Origin of the sequence: uncultured Anaerococcus sp., assembly GCF_963510915.1 — a bacterium.
GTDB lineage: Bacteria > Bacillota > Clostridia > Tissierellales > Peptoniphilaceae > Anaerococcus.
The window spans coordinates 1-17,237 of sequence record NZ_CAUPHG010000031.1 but is presented as its reverse complement, the minus strand read 5'-3'; the positions used below and the strand labels follow the sequence as shown (position 1 = coordinate 17,237).

Genomic DNA, 17,237 nt, shown 5'->3' with positions numbered 1-17,237 from the left:
ACATTCCGCTTAAAATATTATTAAATTATTCCGTGTTTACGGGTTCAGGTCAAAATTAGGACTGTTTTTATTTTAGTTACCGATTTTAAGTCAATAGGATTTTGAAAAAATTTAAGAGGATTTTGGTTTGATATATATTCGAAATCCTCCTAAAAACATGACGTTAACTATGGTTATAAGATTAAACTTGTATATTCTTCTAACATTTTCAAATCGGTTTTACTAATCTTAGAATCAGTTATAATTCCTGTTAAATCACTCGTCTTATAGTAGGATAAGTAATCTTGTTTATTCATTTTGCTAGAATCTGCTAATATATATCTTCTTATAGAATTATTTAGAGCTATTTTTTGTACTTCCCCCTCTTCTTCGTTATAACTGAAAATATCGTTGTTTTTAACGCCGTTAGTTCCAGCAAAAGCAATTTTAAATCTTAAATTTCTGACAATGTCAATAGAAGCTTTTCAATAAAGGTTTCATTATTTTTTGAAAATCACCTATAACTTCAATGGTATCTTATGTATTATGTAAACAAGGCAAGACTAAATAGAAATCTTTAGTTAAGACTAACTACAGATGAAAATGGTTAGAAACAAGAGATAAAGAAAGCGTTTAAATCCTAAATAAAGTGCTAAAATAAACATATTACTCAGTATTTTATAAGATAGCAGAATCTTAAAATCATACAGTACTTATTACTTTTTATAAAATTTATTTTAACAGCTCAAGTATGTAAAAGAATTTTGATGGGTAATAAAAAATCATTTGACAATTAAACGAAACTATAATAAAATATAAACGAAAGAAAAACGAAAGGAAAGCCTGAATATCGAAAGCAAAAAGAGAGGAGGGAAAACTTATTGGGCAACAAAGAAGAAGCAATTAGGGAGTATATATTAAAAAATAGAAAAGTGTCAAATAATGAGCTTTCAGATCATTTCAAATTATCGATTCAAACAATAAGAAAATATTTAAGCAAACTAGAAAACAAAGGTAGTATTGTAAGGACTCATGGAGGAGCAGAATCTTGCTCAACATTTACAGATAGGTTAATTATAGATGTTGATTCAAAGAGAAAGATATCAAAAATGTGTGCTAGCCTGTTAGAGAATAACGATACTATTTTTATAGACAATAGTAGTACTTATTATTTCATGGCAGATTATTTGCCAAAGGATCTGCAGTTAATTGTTGTGACTGCAAGCGTGCCGTTGGCATTAAGATTGAAAGATTTGACATCTAACAAAGTCTTCCTAATAGGTGGATATGTAAGTGATGTAACTTATGGCACTTATTTTCCTGGAAGTTTTTCTAATGTATCTAACGTTATCTTTGATAAATCTTTTTTTGGTACTACTGGATTCTCTCAAGAGTTTGAATTTACTGAAAATAACGAAGAGTCAATAAAGATACAAACTGAAATTAGCAATAATTCAAAAAAAAGAATAATTGGAGCTAGCGCAAATAAAGAAAAGCATATTGGGAATGAAAAAACTTTTAAATTTTCAGATATAGATATATTTATTACCGAAAACAATATCTCCAACAAATTAAAAAATGCGCTCAAAGATAAGCTTGAATTAATACTTGTATAATTTCAGATCCTAAATTTTATTTGTTGAAGGAGTAAAAATAATGAGTGATATATCAAATTTGACAAAAGAGGAACTTATCATAATAGATAATGAATCTTTGAATTGCGAGGAATTTTTTCGAAATATTTCAAATATTTTATTCGAAAAAGGCTACGTAGAGGAAACATTTCATGATGCAATAGTGGAGAGAGAAAAAAAATATCCCACAGGTTTAGAAATGCCTAAAATAACAGTAGCAATACCTCACACAGATGTTCAACATATAAGGAAGCCGTTTATTTTCATAAATAAAATGAAAGAAAAGAATATAGAATTTATACAAATGGGAACAGATGATTTAATAGTTCATCCAGAGTTTATTGTAGTATTAGGAATCAAGGAGCCAAAAAACCAAGTTGGGTTGCTATCGTCATTGATGAATTTATTTGATAATGAAGAATTCGTTGACAAAATAAAAAAATCAGATAGTGTTGAAAGTATGTACAAGGCATTTACTGAATAGTAATTATTAATAAATTAAAGGAGATAAAAATGAAAAGAATAATAGTAGCATGTGGATCTGGAGTGGCAACTTCTCAAACAGTAGCGTCAAAGCTAGAAAGAGAATTAGCAAAAAAGGGAATTGATGTGAAAGTTGAAGCAGTTGATATGAAGTCACTAGACCACCATATAAAGAATGCAGATGCTTACGTATCAATAGTAAAGCCAGAGAAAGACTATGGTGTTCCTGTTTTTAATGGTATTGCATTTTTAACAGGAGTCGGAATGGATCAGGAGTTAGAAAAAATCATCAATTATATAAATGAGTAGATTTTTATTTGTTAGGAGGAAAAAATGAGTGTGTTAGCAAATGTAATTAATTACATATTAGATATGGGAGCTGCTGTTTTTATGCCGCTATTAATGTTTGTAATTGGATTGCTGATGAAGATGAAAGTTAAAGACGCTTTTAAAGCGGGACTTACAATAGGTATTGCCTTTACAGGAATGAGTCTTCTAATCGACTTTATGGGCTCTACCATGGGTGGTGCAGCGCAAGCAATGTCTAAAAATACAGGCATAACATTGCCAGCAGTTGATGTGGGATGGCCAGGAGCAGCATCTATAACATGGGCATGGCCTTTAGCGTTTTTAGTATTTCCGCTTCAAGTGTTTATTAATATAGTCATGCTAGCAACAAAGCAAACTAAAACATTAAATGTAGATTTATGGAATGTGTGGAATAAAATTTTTAGTGCTGTACTGGTTTCATATTTTACAGGAAACGTAATACTTGGCTTTGTAGCTGCTTCTATATTTATATTTTTAGAATTGAAATTAGGAGACGCATGGCAACCAGAGGTAGAGAGATTGACAGGTATACCAAACGTGACAGTTCCTCATTTTATATCGTTGTTTGCGGTTATATTATATCCAGTAGATCAATTGCTTAAGAAAATACCATTTTTAAATAAAGAGTTAGATTCGAGAGCAATAAGAGATAAAATAGGAATTTTTGGAGAGAACTCAGTGATGGGAGCCATAATAGGATTGGGATTAGGTTTATTAGCTGGTTATGAAGTTAAAGAGTCATTAATACTTTCTGTTCAAGCAGCCACAGCACTAACATTATTCCCAATGGTATCAAAGTTGTTTTCTGAAGCGTTGTCTCCAATTTCAGAAGCTGTATCTGATTATATGAAAAGAAAGCATGGGCAAGATTCAGACATATATATTGGATTGGATTGGCCTATACTTGGAGGTAGAAATGAGTTGTGGGTTGCTGTAATCATTACAATACCTTTCTTGCTTCTATTTTCTCTAATATTACCAGGAAATAAGGTGTTACCATTTGCTGGAATAATTAACTTGTCATTTGTTGTAGCAGCATTATTGTTAACAAACGGAAACCTATTAAGGATGATAATACATGGTATATGGACAGCACCAATATTCCTATATGGGGCTACATATTTTGCACCTTATTTAACAAGATTAGCTAAAGAAACAGGCACATTAGCATCTGGACAAAATATGATAGGTTGGAGTACTTTTGAAGGTCCTATAGTTAGATATCTTCTTGTCAATGGATTTAATGGTGATATCTTATCTATAGTAGGATTCTTTGTATTTTTAGCTGTATTTGTACTTTTATTAAGAGACAGAAAAAAATATAATCAGCAATTGAGTGCAGAATAGAAAATAATTAAAAAAGCATTGTAAAAGAAGAGAATAAAAAGGAGATAAACATGAAAAATGATTTTATGAACTCAGACCCTGTAAAAGGAATAGCTGATATCACCTATGATATGTGGAGACGCGGATGGGATGAATATAATGGAGGAAATGTAAGTTATTTACTTTCTGATGATGAAGTTTCACAAATAAATCTAGACAGCTCAAAAGAGAGACATATAGATACTCCTAATATGCCAAAAAATCTTATTGGAAGATATATTTTAATAACTGCAAGTGGTAGTCATTTTAGAACATTGAAGAATAATTTAAACACAGATATCGGAGTGGTTAGGATAACTGAAAAGGGTTATACTATAGTGTGGGGGCTTAATAATGACAATAAACCAACAAGTGAATTTTATTTACACACTTTATCTCATAGTTCGAGATTAGATATAGATCCAGAACATAAAGTGATTCTTCATAATCATGCAACCAACATTGTAAAGTTAGGTCTTGTTTTAGAACCTAATGATAAATCATATACGTTACCACTATGGAGAGTATTGACAGAAGGTGTATATGTATTCCATGATGGGATAGGTGTTGTTCCTTGGCAACTACCTGGCACTGAATCAATAGGAAGTGCTACTGCGAAAAAATTAAAAGTTTCCAGGATAGTAGTATGGGCTAATCATGGTGTTATGGCTTCTGGGAAAAGTTATCAAGATTGCTTTGGACTTATAGAAACAGTAAATAAAGCGGCGGGCATATATTTGGATACATTAGCTATACGAAAAACTGAAGGTCTATCTGATCAACAAATTAAAGACTTTGCTAGTAGTTTAAACTTAAAAGCTAGAGAAGACATATTTGAATAAAGAAAATTAACTCGGTGAAAAAGTGCTGATGATTAATAATATTTATTATCAGTGCTTTTTTAAAAAAATCATAAAATAAATCATTTAATAGAACTACAAGCAAACAAATATATAAATTAATAATGGATAAGATTATTCAAAATAAGTCATTGGATGGAAACAGTTTGAAGAAAATAACTTGGAGAAAATTATGTTAGAAGAATTAAAAAATAATGTCATTAGGATTTCTAAAGATGCGCAGTTAAAGGGACTATGCCAACCAGGATCTGGCAATTTTAGTGAAAAAGATAAGGAAACAGGATATGTTGTTGTAACTCCTGCTACTGTAGATAGAATGAAATTAACAACTGATGATATTGTGGTTGTTGATTTAGATGGCAATATAATAGAAGCCAAAAATGATAGAAGACCATCTAGTGAAACAATGATGCATCTACAAATTTACAAAACAAGAGATGATATAAGCGGTGTAGCTCATACACACTCTAAATACGCGACTAGCTTCGCTGTTCTTGGTAAAGAAATTCCAGCAATAGTCTATGAGTTAGCTACTATGGGACTAAAGGAAGCAAAAATTCCAGTTGCTCCATTCGCAACACCAGGAACCCCAGAACTAGCTAGAACCGTAATAGAATCATGCAAGATATCAAACGCCTTTTTGATGGAAAAACACGGAGCTGTTGGTATAGGTGAAGATTTGGAAAAAGCATATCTAAACATGCAATATTTAGAAGACATAGCTCACATCTATTTTAATGTATTAATGATAAATGGTGGAAAAGAACCAGAATCGTTCAAACAAGAAGATTTTGATATTTGGAAATATCCAGAAAAACTAGATTTAGAGGGTTAATACTAATGAAAATGAAAAAAATAATTAATAAACCAGAGGACTACACTAAGGAATTTATGGAAGGCATCATTAAAGCCCATTCTGATAAATATGCATTATTAAATGATGATTTTAGGATGCTTATACGTAAAGATAATCCAAAAAAGGATAAGGTAGGAATAGTAACAGCTGGAGGTAGTGGACATCTTCCATTATTCTTAGGATACGTGGGAGATAAAATGCTTGATGGTTGTGCAGTAGGTAATGTTTTCGCTTCACCTGCTGCTTCTAAGATGGAAGATTTGATTAGAGAATGTGATTTTGGTAAAGGCGTTTTATGTTTATATGGTAACTATGGCGGAGATAATATGAACTTTAATATGGCCACAGAGATGACAGACTTTGATGATATTGAAACAATAAAAATTGCGGCAAAAGATGATATAGCAAGCGCACCTTATGATAAAAGAGATACAAGAAGAGGTGTAGCTGGAATAGTTTACGCATACAAAATAGCTGGTGCTGCAGCTGATAAGGGCTATGATTTAAACAAAGTTGCATCTATAACTAATAAAGCTTTAGAAAATATAAGAACAATGGGAGTGGCATTAAGTCCTTGCGTCGTTCCTGAAGCGGGCAAAGCTACATTTTCTATCAATGATGATGAAATAGAAATAGGTATGGGAATCCATGGCGAAGCTGGTATCGAAGTTAAGAAAATGATGACAGCAGATGAAATAGCAGATATATTGTTAGAGAAGTTACTGGGAGAAGTTAACCTTGAAGAAAATGACGAGATATCAGTTATGATTAACGGATTAGGATCAACTCCATTAGATGAAATGTATATTATATACAACAGATTATATGATACATTAAAAGAAAAGAAAATAAAGATAATTCAACCACATATAGGAAACTTTGCTACATCTATGGAAATGGCTGGTCTCTCAGTAACATTGTTTAAATTAGATAATGAGTTAAAAGAATTATTACTAGAGGTTGCAGACACTCCATTCTATACAAATTATAATAGGTAGGTATATATGAATACTAAAGACGTTTTTAAGATAAATGAGCTAATTGAGCAACTGATGATTGAGAATAAAGAGTATTTAATAAGCTTAGATCAACTATTTGGTGATGGAGATTTAGGTATCTCAATGTGTCAGGGATTTAGAGGTTTGCTTGATAATTTTAACCATGATGAGAATGACTTAGGAAAAGTTTTTATCAAAATGGGTAGAGATTTTAATGAGAGCGCACCATCATCATTGGGAACAATATTATCTTTTGGTATGATTGGTATGGCAAAAGCTACCAAGGGGAAGAATGATTTATCTAGCGATGAACTATATGAGGCTATTAAAGCGGGAGTTGATAATATAGTTGGTAAAACAGGTTCTAAAGCGGGAGAAAAAACTATATTAGATTCATTAATTCCAGCAGTTGCAAATACAGAAGATGTTAAATCTGAAGGAATAGAGAAGCTTGTTTCTGCTATGGCTAAAGAAGCTGATAAAGGTGCAGAAGAAACTAAAAATATGGTAAGCCAACACGGAAGAGCATCATATCACGGGGAAAAAACTCTAGGACATATGGATGGCGGAGCTTATGTAGGTAAACTTCTTTTTGAAGCTCTAGACAAATATTACAACAAATAAGATAGTAAATATGGAAAATATTAAATTGATAGCTTTTGATTTAGATGGAACCTTATTAAATGAGGAAAGAGAACTATCAGATAATAATATAAAAGCAATTAAAAAAATTTTAAACAAAAATATAAAAATAGTCATAGCTACAGGCAGACCTTATGCTGGCTTTAGCAGATTTCTTAAACAGCTAGGTACATTAGGACAAGGTAATTATTCAATCACAAACACAGGATCTATAATTAGGGAAAATGTTGATAATGGGAGTATCAAAGTAAATTCTTTGAGTTTAGACGATTATTTATTAATTAAGTCGCTTACTGAGAGGGATAACAATCTTCATTCATGTATATATACTGATGATTATATATATATTGATGAACAAAATCCAAACGAAGCATTTATTCTTGATAAGAACATCTTAAGGATGGAGAGTAGAAGAGTTAGTTCATATAAAAATGAACCTATCTGCAGAATAAACGTTATGGGAGAAGAGAATCTATTAGATAATTTTCAGAAGGAAAATTTAAATGTCCTTGAAGAGAAATTTGCCACAATTAGGAATGAAACATTTAGCTATGAGATATTGAATAAAAACTCAAGCAAAGGTAAGGCTTTAAAGTTTTTGGCTGAGTATTTAAATATCGATAGAAACCAGATAATGGCTTTCGGAGACAACGTAAATGATATTGAAATGATAGAATATGCTGGTGTTTCTGTTGCTATGGGAAATGGAAAAGATGCGCTTAAATCGAAGGCTGATTATATTGCCAAGCCTAACTCAGAAGATGGCGTTGCAGATTTCTTGATAAATTACTTTAATATATAATTGTTTATTTCATATTAAAAATATGTTGTATAGTGTGTATTTTAGAATTAATAGCACTAATTTCTTAGGCGAAAACAAAATAATATAACTATACAAACCAAAAGCTCTGGGAAACCAGGGCTTTTTCTTTGAGAAAATATAGTAAATTTAATAAATGGGTATATATCTACTGTAAAGCATTAGTTAAAACTCAAGAAACTATAATATGTGAAATACTCTTAATAAAAATAGAAAGAAGAAAAATCTTTATGGAAGAAAAGGAAATAGTAGAAAAATTAAAGAAAGATCCTAGAAATAAATCCTATACAGAAAGAGGAATTGGTCCTATCTTTCAATTTAATAGAAATGCTAAAATTTTGATAATTGGCCAAGCTCCGGGGAAAAGGGTTGAAGAAACTGGTATTTTATTCAATGATAAGAGTGGGGAAAATCTTGTCAAATGGATGGGTATATCGGAAGATGCCCTTCATAGCGAAGATTTTTCTATTATTCCAATGGATTTTTATTATCCTGGCAAGGCAAAAACGGGTGATAAGGCGCCCAGGTCCTTTATCGCAAAAGAATATCACCCTTTATTATTAGATGAATTAACGGATGTGAAATTGACTATTTTGATTGGTGCCTATGCTCAAAAGTTTTATTTGAAGGATAAATTTACGAAAAATCTTACTGAAACAGTTAGGAATTTTGAAAAATTTTTACCAACCTATTTTCCAATAGTTCACCCAAGTCCCCTAAATAATAGGTGGATGGCTAAAAATACATTTTTTAAGGATGATGCATTGCCTGAGTTAAAGAAAATTGTTGGAAATTTACTATAGGTTATAAGAATCAAAAATAGTATAATTATTTTATCAATACTAATTATCAATAAGGAGGTTTTATGAAAAAAATAAGCGCAAATATTCTGGATGGTAAATTCGAGCACCTTGTAGACAAGGAAAATCTTCAAATCACTCACTTGCAGATAAAAAAAGGTGAAGAGGTGCCAAGTCATAAGTCAGATAAAAATGTAGTAGTGGTAATTTATAAGGGAAAGGTAAATTTCACTGGAGAAAATGGAAAAGAAATCATTGTTCCTGGAGATATTATCTTGATGAAACCAGACGAAATGCACGCCTTGGAAGCCATTGAAGATAGTGATTTAATGGTTATTAAGGCTGGGATATAGATGTTGAGACTTTAGGTTAATAATTATATAGTTTTAGCTTATTAGGTATAAAGAGATGGGCCATTGACCTGTCTCTTTTTTGCTTTCATGTTTATTTACAAAATTAAAGATGATTAATTTTATCAAGCAATGAAGAGGTAAAATTTTTTTTAAAAATTAATGGTAATTACCACTAAAAAGGGTATATATTTAATATAAGATTTATTAAAAATAAGGGAGAGTTTATGGATAAATTTAAGAAAATTATCATTAACATATACTATATTGCTCTTATTGTTGTTGCCTCTAATGCCTTGACTACCAGGGATAACCTGCTAATCAGACTATTGGCGGCTATAGTTTTGGTTTTAAGTCTTAGTAAAATCTTTAAGAGGGAAACTTGGACCGGCTTATTGGCTAATGATACAAGCAAACTTGGGTAGATATAGGACCATATATTAAAAGGAGGATTTATGTTTTATAAGGCAGATTATTTTGTATTAGAAGACACCATGTTAGAAGATTATTTTATGGAAGTAGAAGACGGCGTTATAGTTGGATTTTCCAAAAATGAACCAGAGAATTATGAATATCTAGGTGAAATTGTGGCACCAGGCCTAGTTGACACTCACATTCACGGATATGCTGGTAAGGATATAATGAATGCTGAAGAAGGCGCTTTAAATGTTATTTCTAAGGGGCTTTTGGAGTGCGGAGTTACTAGCTTTTTGCCAACTACCCTTACTGATTCTAAGGAAAAGACAGATGCAGCTTTGAAGAGAGTTGCAGCAGAATATAAGGATGTAGAAGGGGCAAAGGTAAGGGGGATTTTCCTTGAAGGACCATTTTTTACTGAGAAATATAAGGGAGCCCAAAATCCTGCTTATATGTCAAATCCAAAAATCGATTATTTAAAAGAATGGATCGAAATTTCAGATAGTCTTGTAAATAAGATTGCTATCGCTCCTGAAAGGGAAGGGGCAGAGGACTTTATCAAAAAGGCCAACGCCCTAGATGTGAGAGTTGCTCTCGGACATTCTGATGCTAGCTTTGATCAGGCGGTTGCTGCTGTTGATGCTGGGGCTAATATATTTGTCCATACCTTTAATGGTATGAGTGGCCTCCACCATAGAGAACCAGGAATGGTTGGAGCTGCTATGGCTACAGATGCAATTTCTGAGTTAATTTGCGATGGTCATCACGTAAATCCAAATGCTGCTGGTATCCTAATGAATACTAAGGGAAGGGACAAAATCGCTTTAATAACTGACTGTATGAGCGCAGGTGGTATGGCAGATGGCGATTATATGCTAGGAGAATTCCCTGTTATAGTTAAGGATGGAACAGCTAGACTTAAAGACGGAGGATCTCTTGCAGGTTCTATTCTAAAATTAAAAGAAGCTATAAAAAATGTTGTAGATTGGGAAATAGCTGATGTATTTGAAGCTATTCAAATGGCAAGTCTAATTCCGGCTAAATCTGTTGGCATAGACAATATTTGTGGCAAGCTCCACGAAGGTTACGCTGCGGATTTTATAGTTCTAGACTATGATATGAATTTAAAAGCCACTTACCTAAATGGAAAAGAAGTTTATTGTTGCTAGATAAACAACCACTTACAAAGTCCCCGCATTTGGGGGCTTTTCTTGTGAGATAGTATTGATAATCGTTATTGACAATTGTTAAAAATTTTATTATAATTAACTTGAATAGATAATAATTTATGCGCCATAAAATATATTTTTGTGGGATTAAAATAATATTGGAGGTAATTATGAAAATAAAAAACAAAACAGGTTTAGGTTTAGCTATTTTAATGGCTTTGAATTTCTTGCCTGGTCAAGTAAATGCTAGTCAAGAAAATGAAGAGCTTCCAAAAAAAGAGGCAGTTAGCGAACAAAAAGAAGAAAGCCCTATCTTAAAATCAGATGAAAAAATGGCTGATGAAGATGAGAGTAAGAAAGTTTTTGATGAAAAAGTTTCTAAGGCTAAAGAAGACCTTAAAAAATATTTAGATTCTTTTGATGAAGAAGCTGTAGACAATCCTTCTATTGTCTATGAAGGTCAAACCAAGGAAGAAATTAAAAAATCAATAGCTAGGGCTAAGGAGCTATTAGCTGATGAAAATATTGATCAAGCTAAACTTGAAGAGATGGAAAAAATACCTTTCAAAAAAATCAATGGCAAAAAACAAGGCTTATTTAGGGATTATACCCACAAAGCCCTAGTTGATTTTGAAGTTGTGGGAGATAGAAATAATAACAATCCACATAATAATAAAAATTATGTTGGTCTTGATCAAAATAAAATAAGAATTAAATCTACCTTAAAGGGACTTAAAAAAATCGGCGAAAGCAAGGATAAGTTTATAAAATTAAATTATGTTACAGATACTGATTATAAGGCAATGAAGGTGGATGGCGTTTCATCATCTACTCCTAAATACAATAAACAAGAGCTACCTACAGAAGACTACACAGTTAAAGAAGTTGAAGGTGGTTATGAGATAGAGATTACAAAATTACCAGCAGATGTGAAATTTATCAAGCCAATAGTTCTTGTAAAATTGGCTGATGGCACATATTTTGAAAATGGTGACTTAGTCTATGCAAAGGCTGAAAAAGCACCTGAAAAGACAGAAAAAGTAGACAAAAAAGACGACGGAATTAAAAAAACAGCAGGCAAAAAGGCCGAAGAAGGTAAAAAAGTTGAACAAAAAACTAAGGCTGCAAAAAAAGAAGTAAAGGCCAATATAAAAACTTCAGGCAAGAATGTAAAAACTGGAGTGGCATCTTCAATCCTTGCAATACTAGGCCTAGGTGCAAGCTCAACCGCCTTGTATGCTAGTAAAAAAAGAAAATAAGAACTAAAGTAAGAGATATAGAAGTGCTTGGTGTGTTTTGTCAAGACCCTAGGGATAGGCACAAATCTTATCGACTTTGAGTGATGCTAGGAATCTTAGGAATTAAAGTTTAAATTAGCTAAGATTCCTAGTTAAACTAAGTCATGAGTGAAAGCTCTTTGACTGCAAACAATTTAGACAAATAATTTTTAAATTATAAAAGACCGGTGACGGTCTTATTTTTTTAAAAAAATAAAGGCGGAGAGAATGAATTTTTATTTGGAAAAATCGTTTGCTTAGTTTATAATTAATGTATGAAGCATTTTAAATTTTAGCAAAATACTAAAAGGAGACAGTTATGACAGATTATAGGGTGGAACGAGATTCTTTAGGGGAACTTAGGATTCCAAAAGATGCTTATTATGGTGCAAATGCCTATAGGGCTTATGAAAATTTTAAGATTACTAACAAGGCTATGGACCCTTACTTTACTAGAGCTATTGTTGAGGTGAAAAAGGCTTGTGCTATCCAAAACAATAGGGTAGGTATCCTTTCGGATAGAAAAACAAAGGCGATTGTGGATGCTTGTGATGAAGTTTTAGCCGGCTGTCATCTAGAAGATTTCATAGTTGATCCAATCCAAGGCGGTGCTGGCACTTCCTTTAATATGAACGCCAACGAAGTAATTGCAAATATCGCTAATGTTGCCCTTGGAGGTAGTCTTGGGCACTATGAATATATCCACCCAAATGACCACGTAAACTTGGGTCAATCTACAAATGACGTTATACCAACAGCAGGTAAAATAGCCATAATTCGTTACATAAATGACTTGTCTATAGATACAGAAAAATTAATTGAAGCTTTGGATAAAAAGGCAGCAGACTTTGACGATTATGTAAAAATGGGCCGTACCCAGCTCCAAGACGCAGTTCCAATCACTCTTGGCCAAGAATTTAAGGCCTATTCTAGGGTTGTGGAAAGGGGACTAATTAGGTTTAAAAAAGCAATCGAAGAGCTTTCATCAATTAATCTTGGAGGCACAGCTGTGGGTACAGGTCTTAACGCTGATGACCATTTTGTAGAAAATATTGATAAGGTCCTAAGAGAAATTACTGGCCTAGAACTTAAACAAGCAGAAGACTTGATTGACTCTACCCAAAACTTAGATGGATTTTTATTCACTTCTTCTGTTCTCAAAACCTTTGCGGCAAGTATTTCCAAGGTAGCAAACGACCTAAGACTCCTATCTTCTGGTCCTACTACGGGGATTTCTGACTTTAAATTACCAGCCAAACAGGCTGGGTCATCAATCATGCCAGGTAAGGTAAATCCTGTTATACCAGAGGTTGTAAACCAGGTTGCCTTTTTGGTTGTAGGCAATGACCTAACAGTGACTATGGCAGTTGAAGCTGGACAACTTGAGCTAAATGCCTTTGAGCCAATCATTTTCTATGCCCTAATTCAGTCAATCACAAGCCTTAGGGGTGCTCTTCAAACCCTAACTGTTAATTGTATAGAAGGCATCACAGCCAATAAGGAGAAATTAAGAGCTAAAGTTGAAAATTCTGTAGGAATAATCACAGCTTTTGCTCCACACATAGGCTACGATATGGCATCAGCGATTGCAAAACAGTCAATGAGAGATGCAAGGCCAATTAGAGATTTAATTTTAGAAAAGAAGCTTATGACAAGTGAAGAAGTTGATAAGATTCTAGACTACAAAAAGATGACTAAACCTGGAATCTTAGATGAAGAACATATGGAGAAAGACTGATGAATTACAGGATTGAAAAAGATTCGATGGGAGAAATTAAAGTAGAAAACAACAAGCTTTGGGGTGCGCAAACCCAACGTTCCTACGAAAACTTCCCCCAAGGTCTTGCAACAATTCCTCTTGAACAAATAAAATCTTTAGTTATAGTAAAAAAGGCGGCAGCCCTTGTTAATAATAAACAGGGGAAGCTTTCCCATGAATTTAAAGAGGCCATAGTGGCGGCTTGCGACAAGGTTTTGGCAGGGGGCTTCGAGGACCAATTTCCACTTACAGTTTATCAGACAGGGTCAGGAACTCAGACTAATATGAATGTAAATGAAGTCCTTGCCCATTTGGCAAATGAAATCTTGGGTGAAAATCTAATTCATCCGAATGACCACGTCAACATGAGTCAATCTACCAACGATGTATTTCCAACAGCCATGCACCTTACAAGCCTAAGGATAATAAAGGAAGATCTCCTTAATGAAATAGAAAAAATAAGCGAGGAATTTTATAATAAAGCTAATGATTTTGAGGGGATAATTAAGACAGGAAGGACTCACTTGCAGGATGCTACACCCCTTCGCTTATCAGATGAAATTAGGACTTATGGTGACCTTATAAAAAGGGATGGGTCCTATATTGAAGAATCTTCTAAGGCTTTAAATTTCTTAGCAATTGGCGGGACTGCTGTTGGTACTGGTTTAAATACCAAAAAGGGATATGATACAAAAATGGCTGAGACCTTATCAAAGCTTACTGGTCTTGACCTAAAAGCTGATACTAATAAATTTTTGCAACTATCTTGCAAACATGACCTAGCCAAGGTTCACGGAGCTATCAAAATCCTAGCTTCAGACCTTTTGAAAATTGCAGAAGATCTTAGGTTTTTATCCTCAGGGCCAAGGACAGGGATTGGTGAATTGACAATACCGTCAAATGAACCAGGCTCATCAATTATGCCTGGCAAGGTCAATCCAACCCAGATAGAGATGTTAGCCATGATTTGCTTAGAAGTCATGGCAAATGACCAGGTGATTACTATGGCAAATTCCCTGGGACAACTCGAGTTAAATGCCTATATGCCATTAATAATTTATAAGATGGTCGATTCGGTGAAAATCCTATCTAAGGGCCTTAATTCCTTTAATCTCCATCTTGTTAGGGGTCTTGTAGCAAATGAAGAGAAAATTAAGGAAAATCTCGACAAATCCCTCATGCTTGTAACATCCCTATCCCCATATATTGGCTACGATAAGGCAAGTGAACTTGCAAAATTCGCCCACTTAAATAAGTTAAGCCTAAGAGAAGCTAATGCCAAACTTGGCTTTGTTACAGATGATAATTTTATAAAAATAGTAGATCCAGAGAAGATGGTATAAATGAAAGAATATATACAAAAAGGCTCTTGGAATGACAGAGCTTTTAAACTTATAAACAAGTTAATAGCTGACCATGGCAGGGATAATCCAGCCTACAATCCCCAAAAAAAGCCCTTCGCTGTTTTTGATTGGGATAATACGTCAATAATTGGCGATGTAGAAGAAGCTGCCTTTTATTATCTAGTTACCAACCTAGCCTTTAAAATAAATCCTGATGAGCTTTACGAGATTATTAGGAAAAATGTAGATAGGGCTGATTTTGCAGATTCTTATAAAAACCTTGACGGACAAGCTGTAAATATAGATAAGATTGCTGTTGATATTTATGATATCTATAGGAGGCTTTATGGTACTTCTGATAGGCTAGGAGGAGATGTACCTTTTGAAATAATAAAAGAAACCAATGCCTATAAGGAATTTGTAGCCAAGATGATTTTTCGTTACAAGGCAGCAGTCTATGACAAAAATTCCAGAGACCCTTATTGTTGGATGACTTTTCTTTTTACAAACTATAGACAGGATGAAATTGAAGAATTTTGTAGCAAAGCCTTTGAATTTGTAAAAAAAGAAAGGCCAAGAAGGGAAATTTTCACTTCTCCAGAAATAGATTCCGAGGCAGGGCAAATTTCTATATCTTACTATATAGGTTTGGGAGATATAGGAGAAATGGCAGATCTTTACCATAGCCTAGAGCGAGAGGGCATTGATGTTTATATAGTTTCTGCATCCTTTATAGACATCGTAAGGGCCTTTGCAACAAGAAATTCCTATAAGTTTGACCAAGAAAAAGTCCTCGGCATGAGACTAGCCAAGGATGAGGAAGGGAAAATTCTCCCAGACCTAGACCATAACTTCCCGAGAACCCAAAAGGAAGGTAAGTCTGAAACTATTAGAAAATACATTAAAAATTCCAACAACTACGGACCAATAATGGTAGGTGGTGATAGTGATGGAGATTATTCTATGATGACAGAATTTGGGGAAACTCAACTAAAGCTCATAATAGATAGGGCAAGGGATGGTGAAATAAATAAGCTAAAAGCAAAGGCTCTAGCAGGGTCAGATTCCATCATCCTCCAAGCCAGAGACCAATACGCCAAGAAATTTATTAGGGATGATAGGTCAAGATAATGTATTTTGAAGATTATAAAATAGGGATGGTTTTTGATAAGGAAATAGAGCCTATAAAATTTAGCGAAGAAGAACTGATTTGGGCAGGTGAAAATTATGATCCAAGGGACATACACATAAACAAAGCGGTTGCCAAGGCAAGTTCTTTCGGAGGAATTATATCCCCAGGTTCATATTCAAATATGGCTTTTTGGGGTCAATGGGTTAAAACGGGCATTGATAAACCAGGTATAATCGCAGGAATAGGTATTAAATATGGCAAGTGGTTAAGGCCAGTGTATCCCGATACTTTATATAAAATCAAAATTGAAGTTGTTGATATGGAAATAAGAAAAGAAGGGATAAATGGAGCAGTAACTTACCTTATGACAGCAACAAATCCTGAAGGCGAAATAGTCAGCGAATATTGCTGCACAGGACTAGTAGTCTTTAGACCCAAATGATTGCTAAATTTATTGAGAATTGAAGTTTAACTATGCAAATGCTCCGCTTTTAATCGAGAAAATGAACTGCAGTTTATGAAAGCTAATGATAGAAAAATAGATGTAAATCTTTGTTGCTAATTTAATTAGATAAAATTAATAAAAAATATTTATCTAAAATCATATATGAGAATGGGCATATATTAGGGTATCGGTAGAGTTTTAGATATATTGGGAAACTTGTTTTTTTAGAAACAAGTTACAATGAAACTCTTACGAATGTTGACATATAAGTCTTTATCATATATAATTTTAATTGATAGGAAAAGTATAGTTTTTAGAGATGACCAAATTTATAAATTATTTTTTATTTTAGAATTGAGGGCTAAGGTTCTATATATTTTATCTCTATAGGATTATTTTTTTCTTCACATTGCAAAGGTTTACAAAAAGTAAAAACAAGGAGAGAAAAATGAAAAAAATTGGTTTAATTCCAAGAATGCTATTAGGTATCCTTTTTGGTATTCTAATCGGTACATATCTACCAGAATCAATAGTAAGAATTTTTGTGACATTTTCATCTATCTTTGGTAACTTCCTAG

Annotated in this window: 19 protein-coding genes; 18 read left to right on the top strand and 1 reads right to left on the bottom strand. The window is 33.3% G+C overall.

Features of this window, described 5'->3' with window-relative positions; genetic code table 11:
- Positions 1 to 173: 173 nt before the first annotated feature.
- On the bottom strand, positions 174 to 449 hold the full coding sequence (locus tag RQ893_RS09110) for a hypothetical protein (protein WP_399523410.1): 276 nt from the start codon (positions 447 to 449) through the stop codon (positions 174 to 176).
- Positions 450 to 860: 411 nt separating this feature from the next.
- Between RQ893_RS09110 and RQ893_RS04160 the strand changes: the two genes are divergently transcribed.
- From RQ893_RS04160 to RQ893_RS04075, 18 genes are all read left to right on the top strand, one after another.
- On the top strand, positions 861 to 1,595 hold the full coding sequence (locus tag RQ893_RS04160) for a DeoR/GlpR family DNA-binding transcription regulator (protein WP_311481793.1): 735 nt from the start codon (positions 861 to 863) through the stop codon (positions 1,593 to 1,595).
- A 40-nt stretch (positions 1,596 to 1,635) separates the two neighbouring features.
- Positions 1,636 to 2,097, top strand: coding sequence for a PTS sugar transporter subunit IIA (locus RQ893_RS04155; protein WP_311481792.1), 462 nt, complete (start codon positions 1,636 to 1,638; stop codon positions 2,095 to 2,097).
- A gap of 29 nt (positions 2,098 to 2,126) precedes the next feature.
- Positions 2,127 to 2,405, top strand: coding sequence for a PTS sugar transporter subunit IIB (locus tag RQ893_RS04150; protein WP_311481791.1), 279 nt, complete (start codon positions 2,127 to 2,129; stop codon positions 2,403 to 2,405).
- Positions 2,406 to 2,429: 24 nt separating this feature from the next.
- A complete protein-coding gene (locus RQ893_RS04145) occupies positions 2,430 to 3,773 on the top strand; it encodes a PTS transporter subunit IIC (protein WP_311481790.1) in 1,344 nt (447 codons plus the stop codon).
- Between the two features lie 50 nt (positions 3,774 to 3,823).
- On the top strand, positions 3,824 to 4,633 hold the full coding sequence (gene rhaD / locus RQ893_RS04140; RefSeq protein ID WP_311481789.1) for a rhamnulose-1-phosphate aldolase: 810 nt from the start codon (positions 3,824 to 3,826) through the stop codon (positions 4,631 to 4,633).
- Between the two features lie 190 nt (positions 4,634 to 4,823).
- Positions 4,824 to 5,486, top strand: a complete 663-nt coding sequence (locus RQ893_RS04135) for a class II aldolase/adducin family protein (RefSeq protein ID WP_311481788.1) — start codon at positions 4,824 to 4,826, stop codon at positions 5,484 to 5,486.
- A 5-nt stretch (positions 5,487 to 5,491) separates the two neighbouring features.
- Positions 5,492 to 6,505 (top strand): dihydroxyacetone kinase subunit DhaK, encoded by a 1,014-nt coding sequence (locus RQ893_RS04130; protein WP_311481787.1) that lies wholly within the window; start codon positions 5,492 to 5,494, stop codon positions 6,503 to 6,505.
- 6 nt (positions 6,506 to 6,511) lie between these two features.
- Positions 6,512 to 7,129 (top strand): dihydroxyacetone kinase subunit L, encoded by a 618-nt coding sequence (locus RQ893_RS04125; RefSeq protein WP_311481786.1) that lies wholly within the window; start codon positions 6,512 to 6,514, stop codon positions 7,127 to 7,129.
- Positions 7,130 to 7,139: 10 nt separating this feature from the next.
- Entirely contained in the window at positions 7,140 to 7,949 is an 810-nt protein-coding gene (locus RQ893_RS04120) for a Cof-type HAD-IIB family hydrolase (protein WP_311481785.1), read from the top strand.
- Positions 7,950 to 8,197: 248 nt separating this feature from the next.
- Entirely contained in the window at positions 8,198 to 8,770 is a 573-nt protein-coding gene (locus RQ893_RS04115; RefSeq protein ID WP_311481784.1) for a uracil-DNA glycosylase family protein, read from the top strand.
- A 62-nt stretch (positions 8,771 to 8,832) separates the two neighbouring features.
- Positions 8,833 to 9,120 (top strand): AraC family ligand binding domain-containing protein, encoded by a 288-nt coding sequence (locus RQ893_RS04110; RefSeq protein ID WP_311481783.1) that lies wholly within the window; start codon positions 8,833 to 8,835, stop codon positions 9,118 to 9,120.
- A 224-nt stretch (positions 9,121 to 9,344) separates the two neighbouring features.
- Entirely contained in the window at positions 9,345 to 9,542 is a 198-nt protein-coding gene (locus RQ893_RS04105; protein ID WP_311481782.1) for a hypothetical protein, read from the top strand.
- A 30-nt stretch (positions 9,543 to 9,572) separates the two neighbouring features.
- Entirely contained in the window at positions 9,573 to 10,703 is a 1,131-nt protein-coding gene (nagA, locus tag RQ893_RS04100) for an N-acetylglucosamine-6-phosphate deacetylase (protein ID WP_311481781.1), read from the top strand.
- A gap of 170 nt (positions 10,704 to 10,873) precedes the next feature.
- A complete protein-coding gene (locus RQ893_RS04095; RefSeq protein WP_311481780.1) occupies positions 10,874 to 11,962 on the top strand; it encodes a sortase in 1,089 nt (362 codons plus the stop codon).
- Positions 11,963 to 12,299: 337 nt separating this feature from the next.
- The gene (locus RQ893_RS04090; protein ID WP_311481779.1) at positions 12,300 to 13,718 is read left to right on the top strand and encodes an aspartate ammonia-lyase; all 1,419 of its coding nucleotides are present in this window, start codon (positions 12,300 to 12,302) and stop codon (positions 13,716 to 13,718) included.
- A complete protein-coding gene (locus RQ893_RS04085) occupies positions 13,718 to 15,082 on the top strand; it encodes a class II fumarate hydratase (RefSeq protein ID WP_311481778.1) in 1,365 nt (454 codons plus the stop codon). Before RQ893_RS04090 ends, RQ893_RS04085 begins: the two co-directional genes overlap by 1 nt.
- Entirely contained in the window at positions 15,083 to 16,213 is a 1,131-nt protein-coding gene (locus RQ893_RS04080; RefSeq protein ID WP_311481777.1) for a haloacid dehalogenase-like hydrolase, read from the top strand.
- Positions 16,213 to 16,656 carry a MaoC/PaaZ C-terminal domain-containing protein gene (locus tag RQ893_RS04075; RefSeq protein WP_311481776.1) on the top strand — a complete coding sequence of 148 codons (444 nt, stop codon included), beginning with the start codon at positions 16,213 to 16,215 and terminating at the stop codon, positions 16,654 to 16,656. Before RQ893_RS04080 ends, RQ893_RS04075 begins: the two co-directional genes overlap by 1 nt.
- Positions 16,657 to 17,237 lie beyond the last annotated feature (581 nt).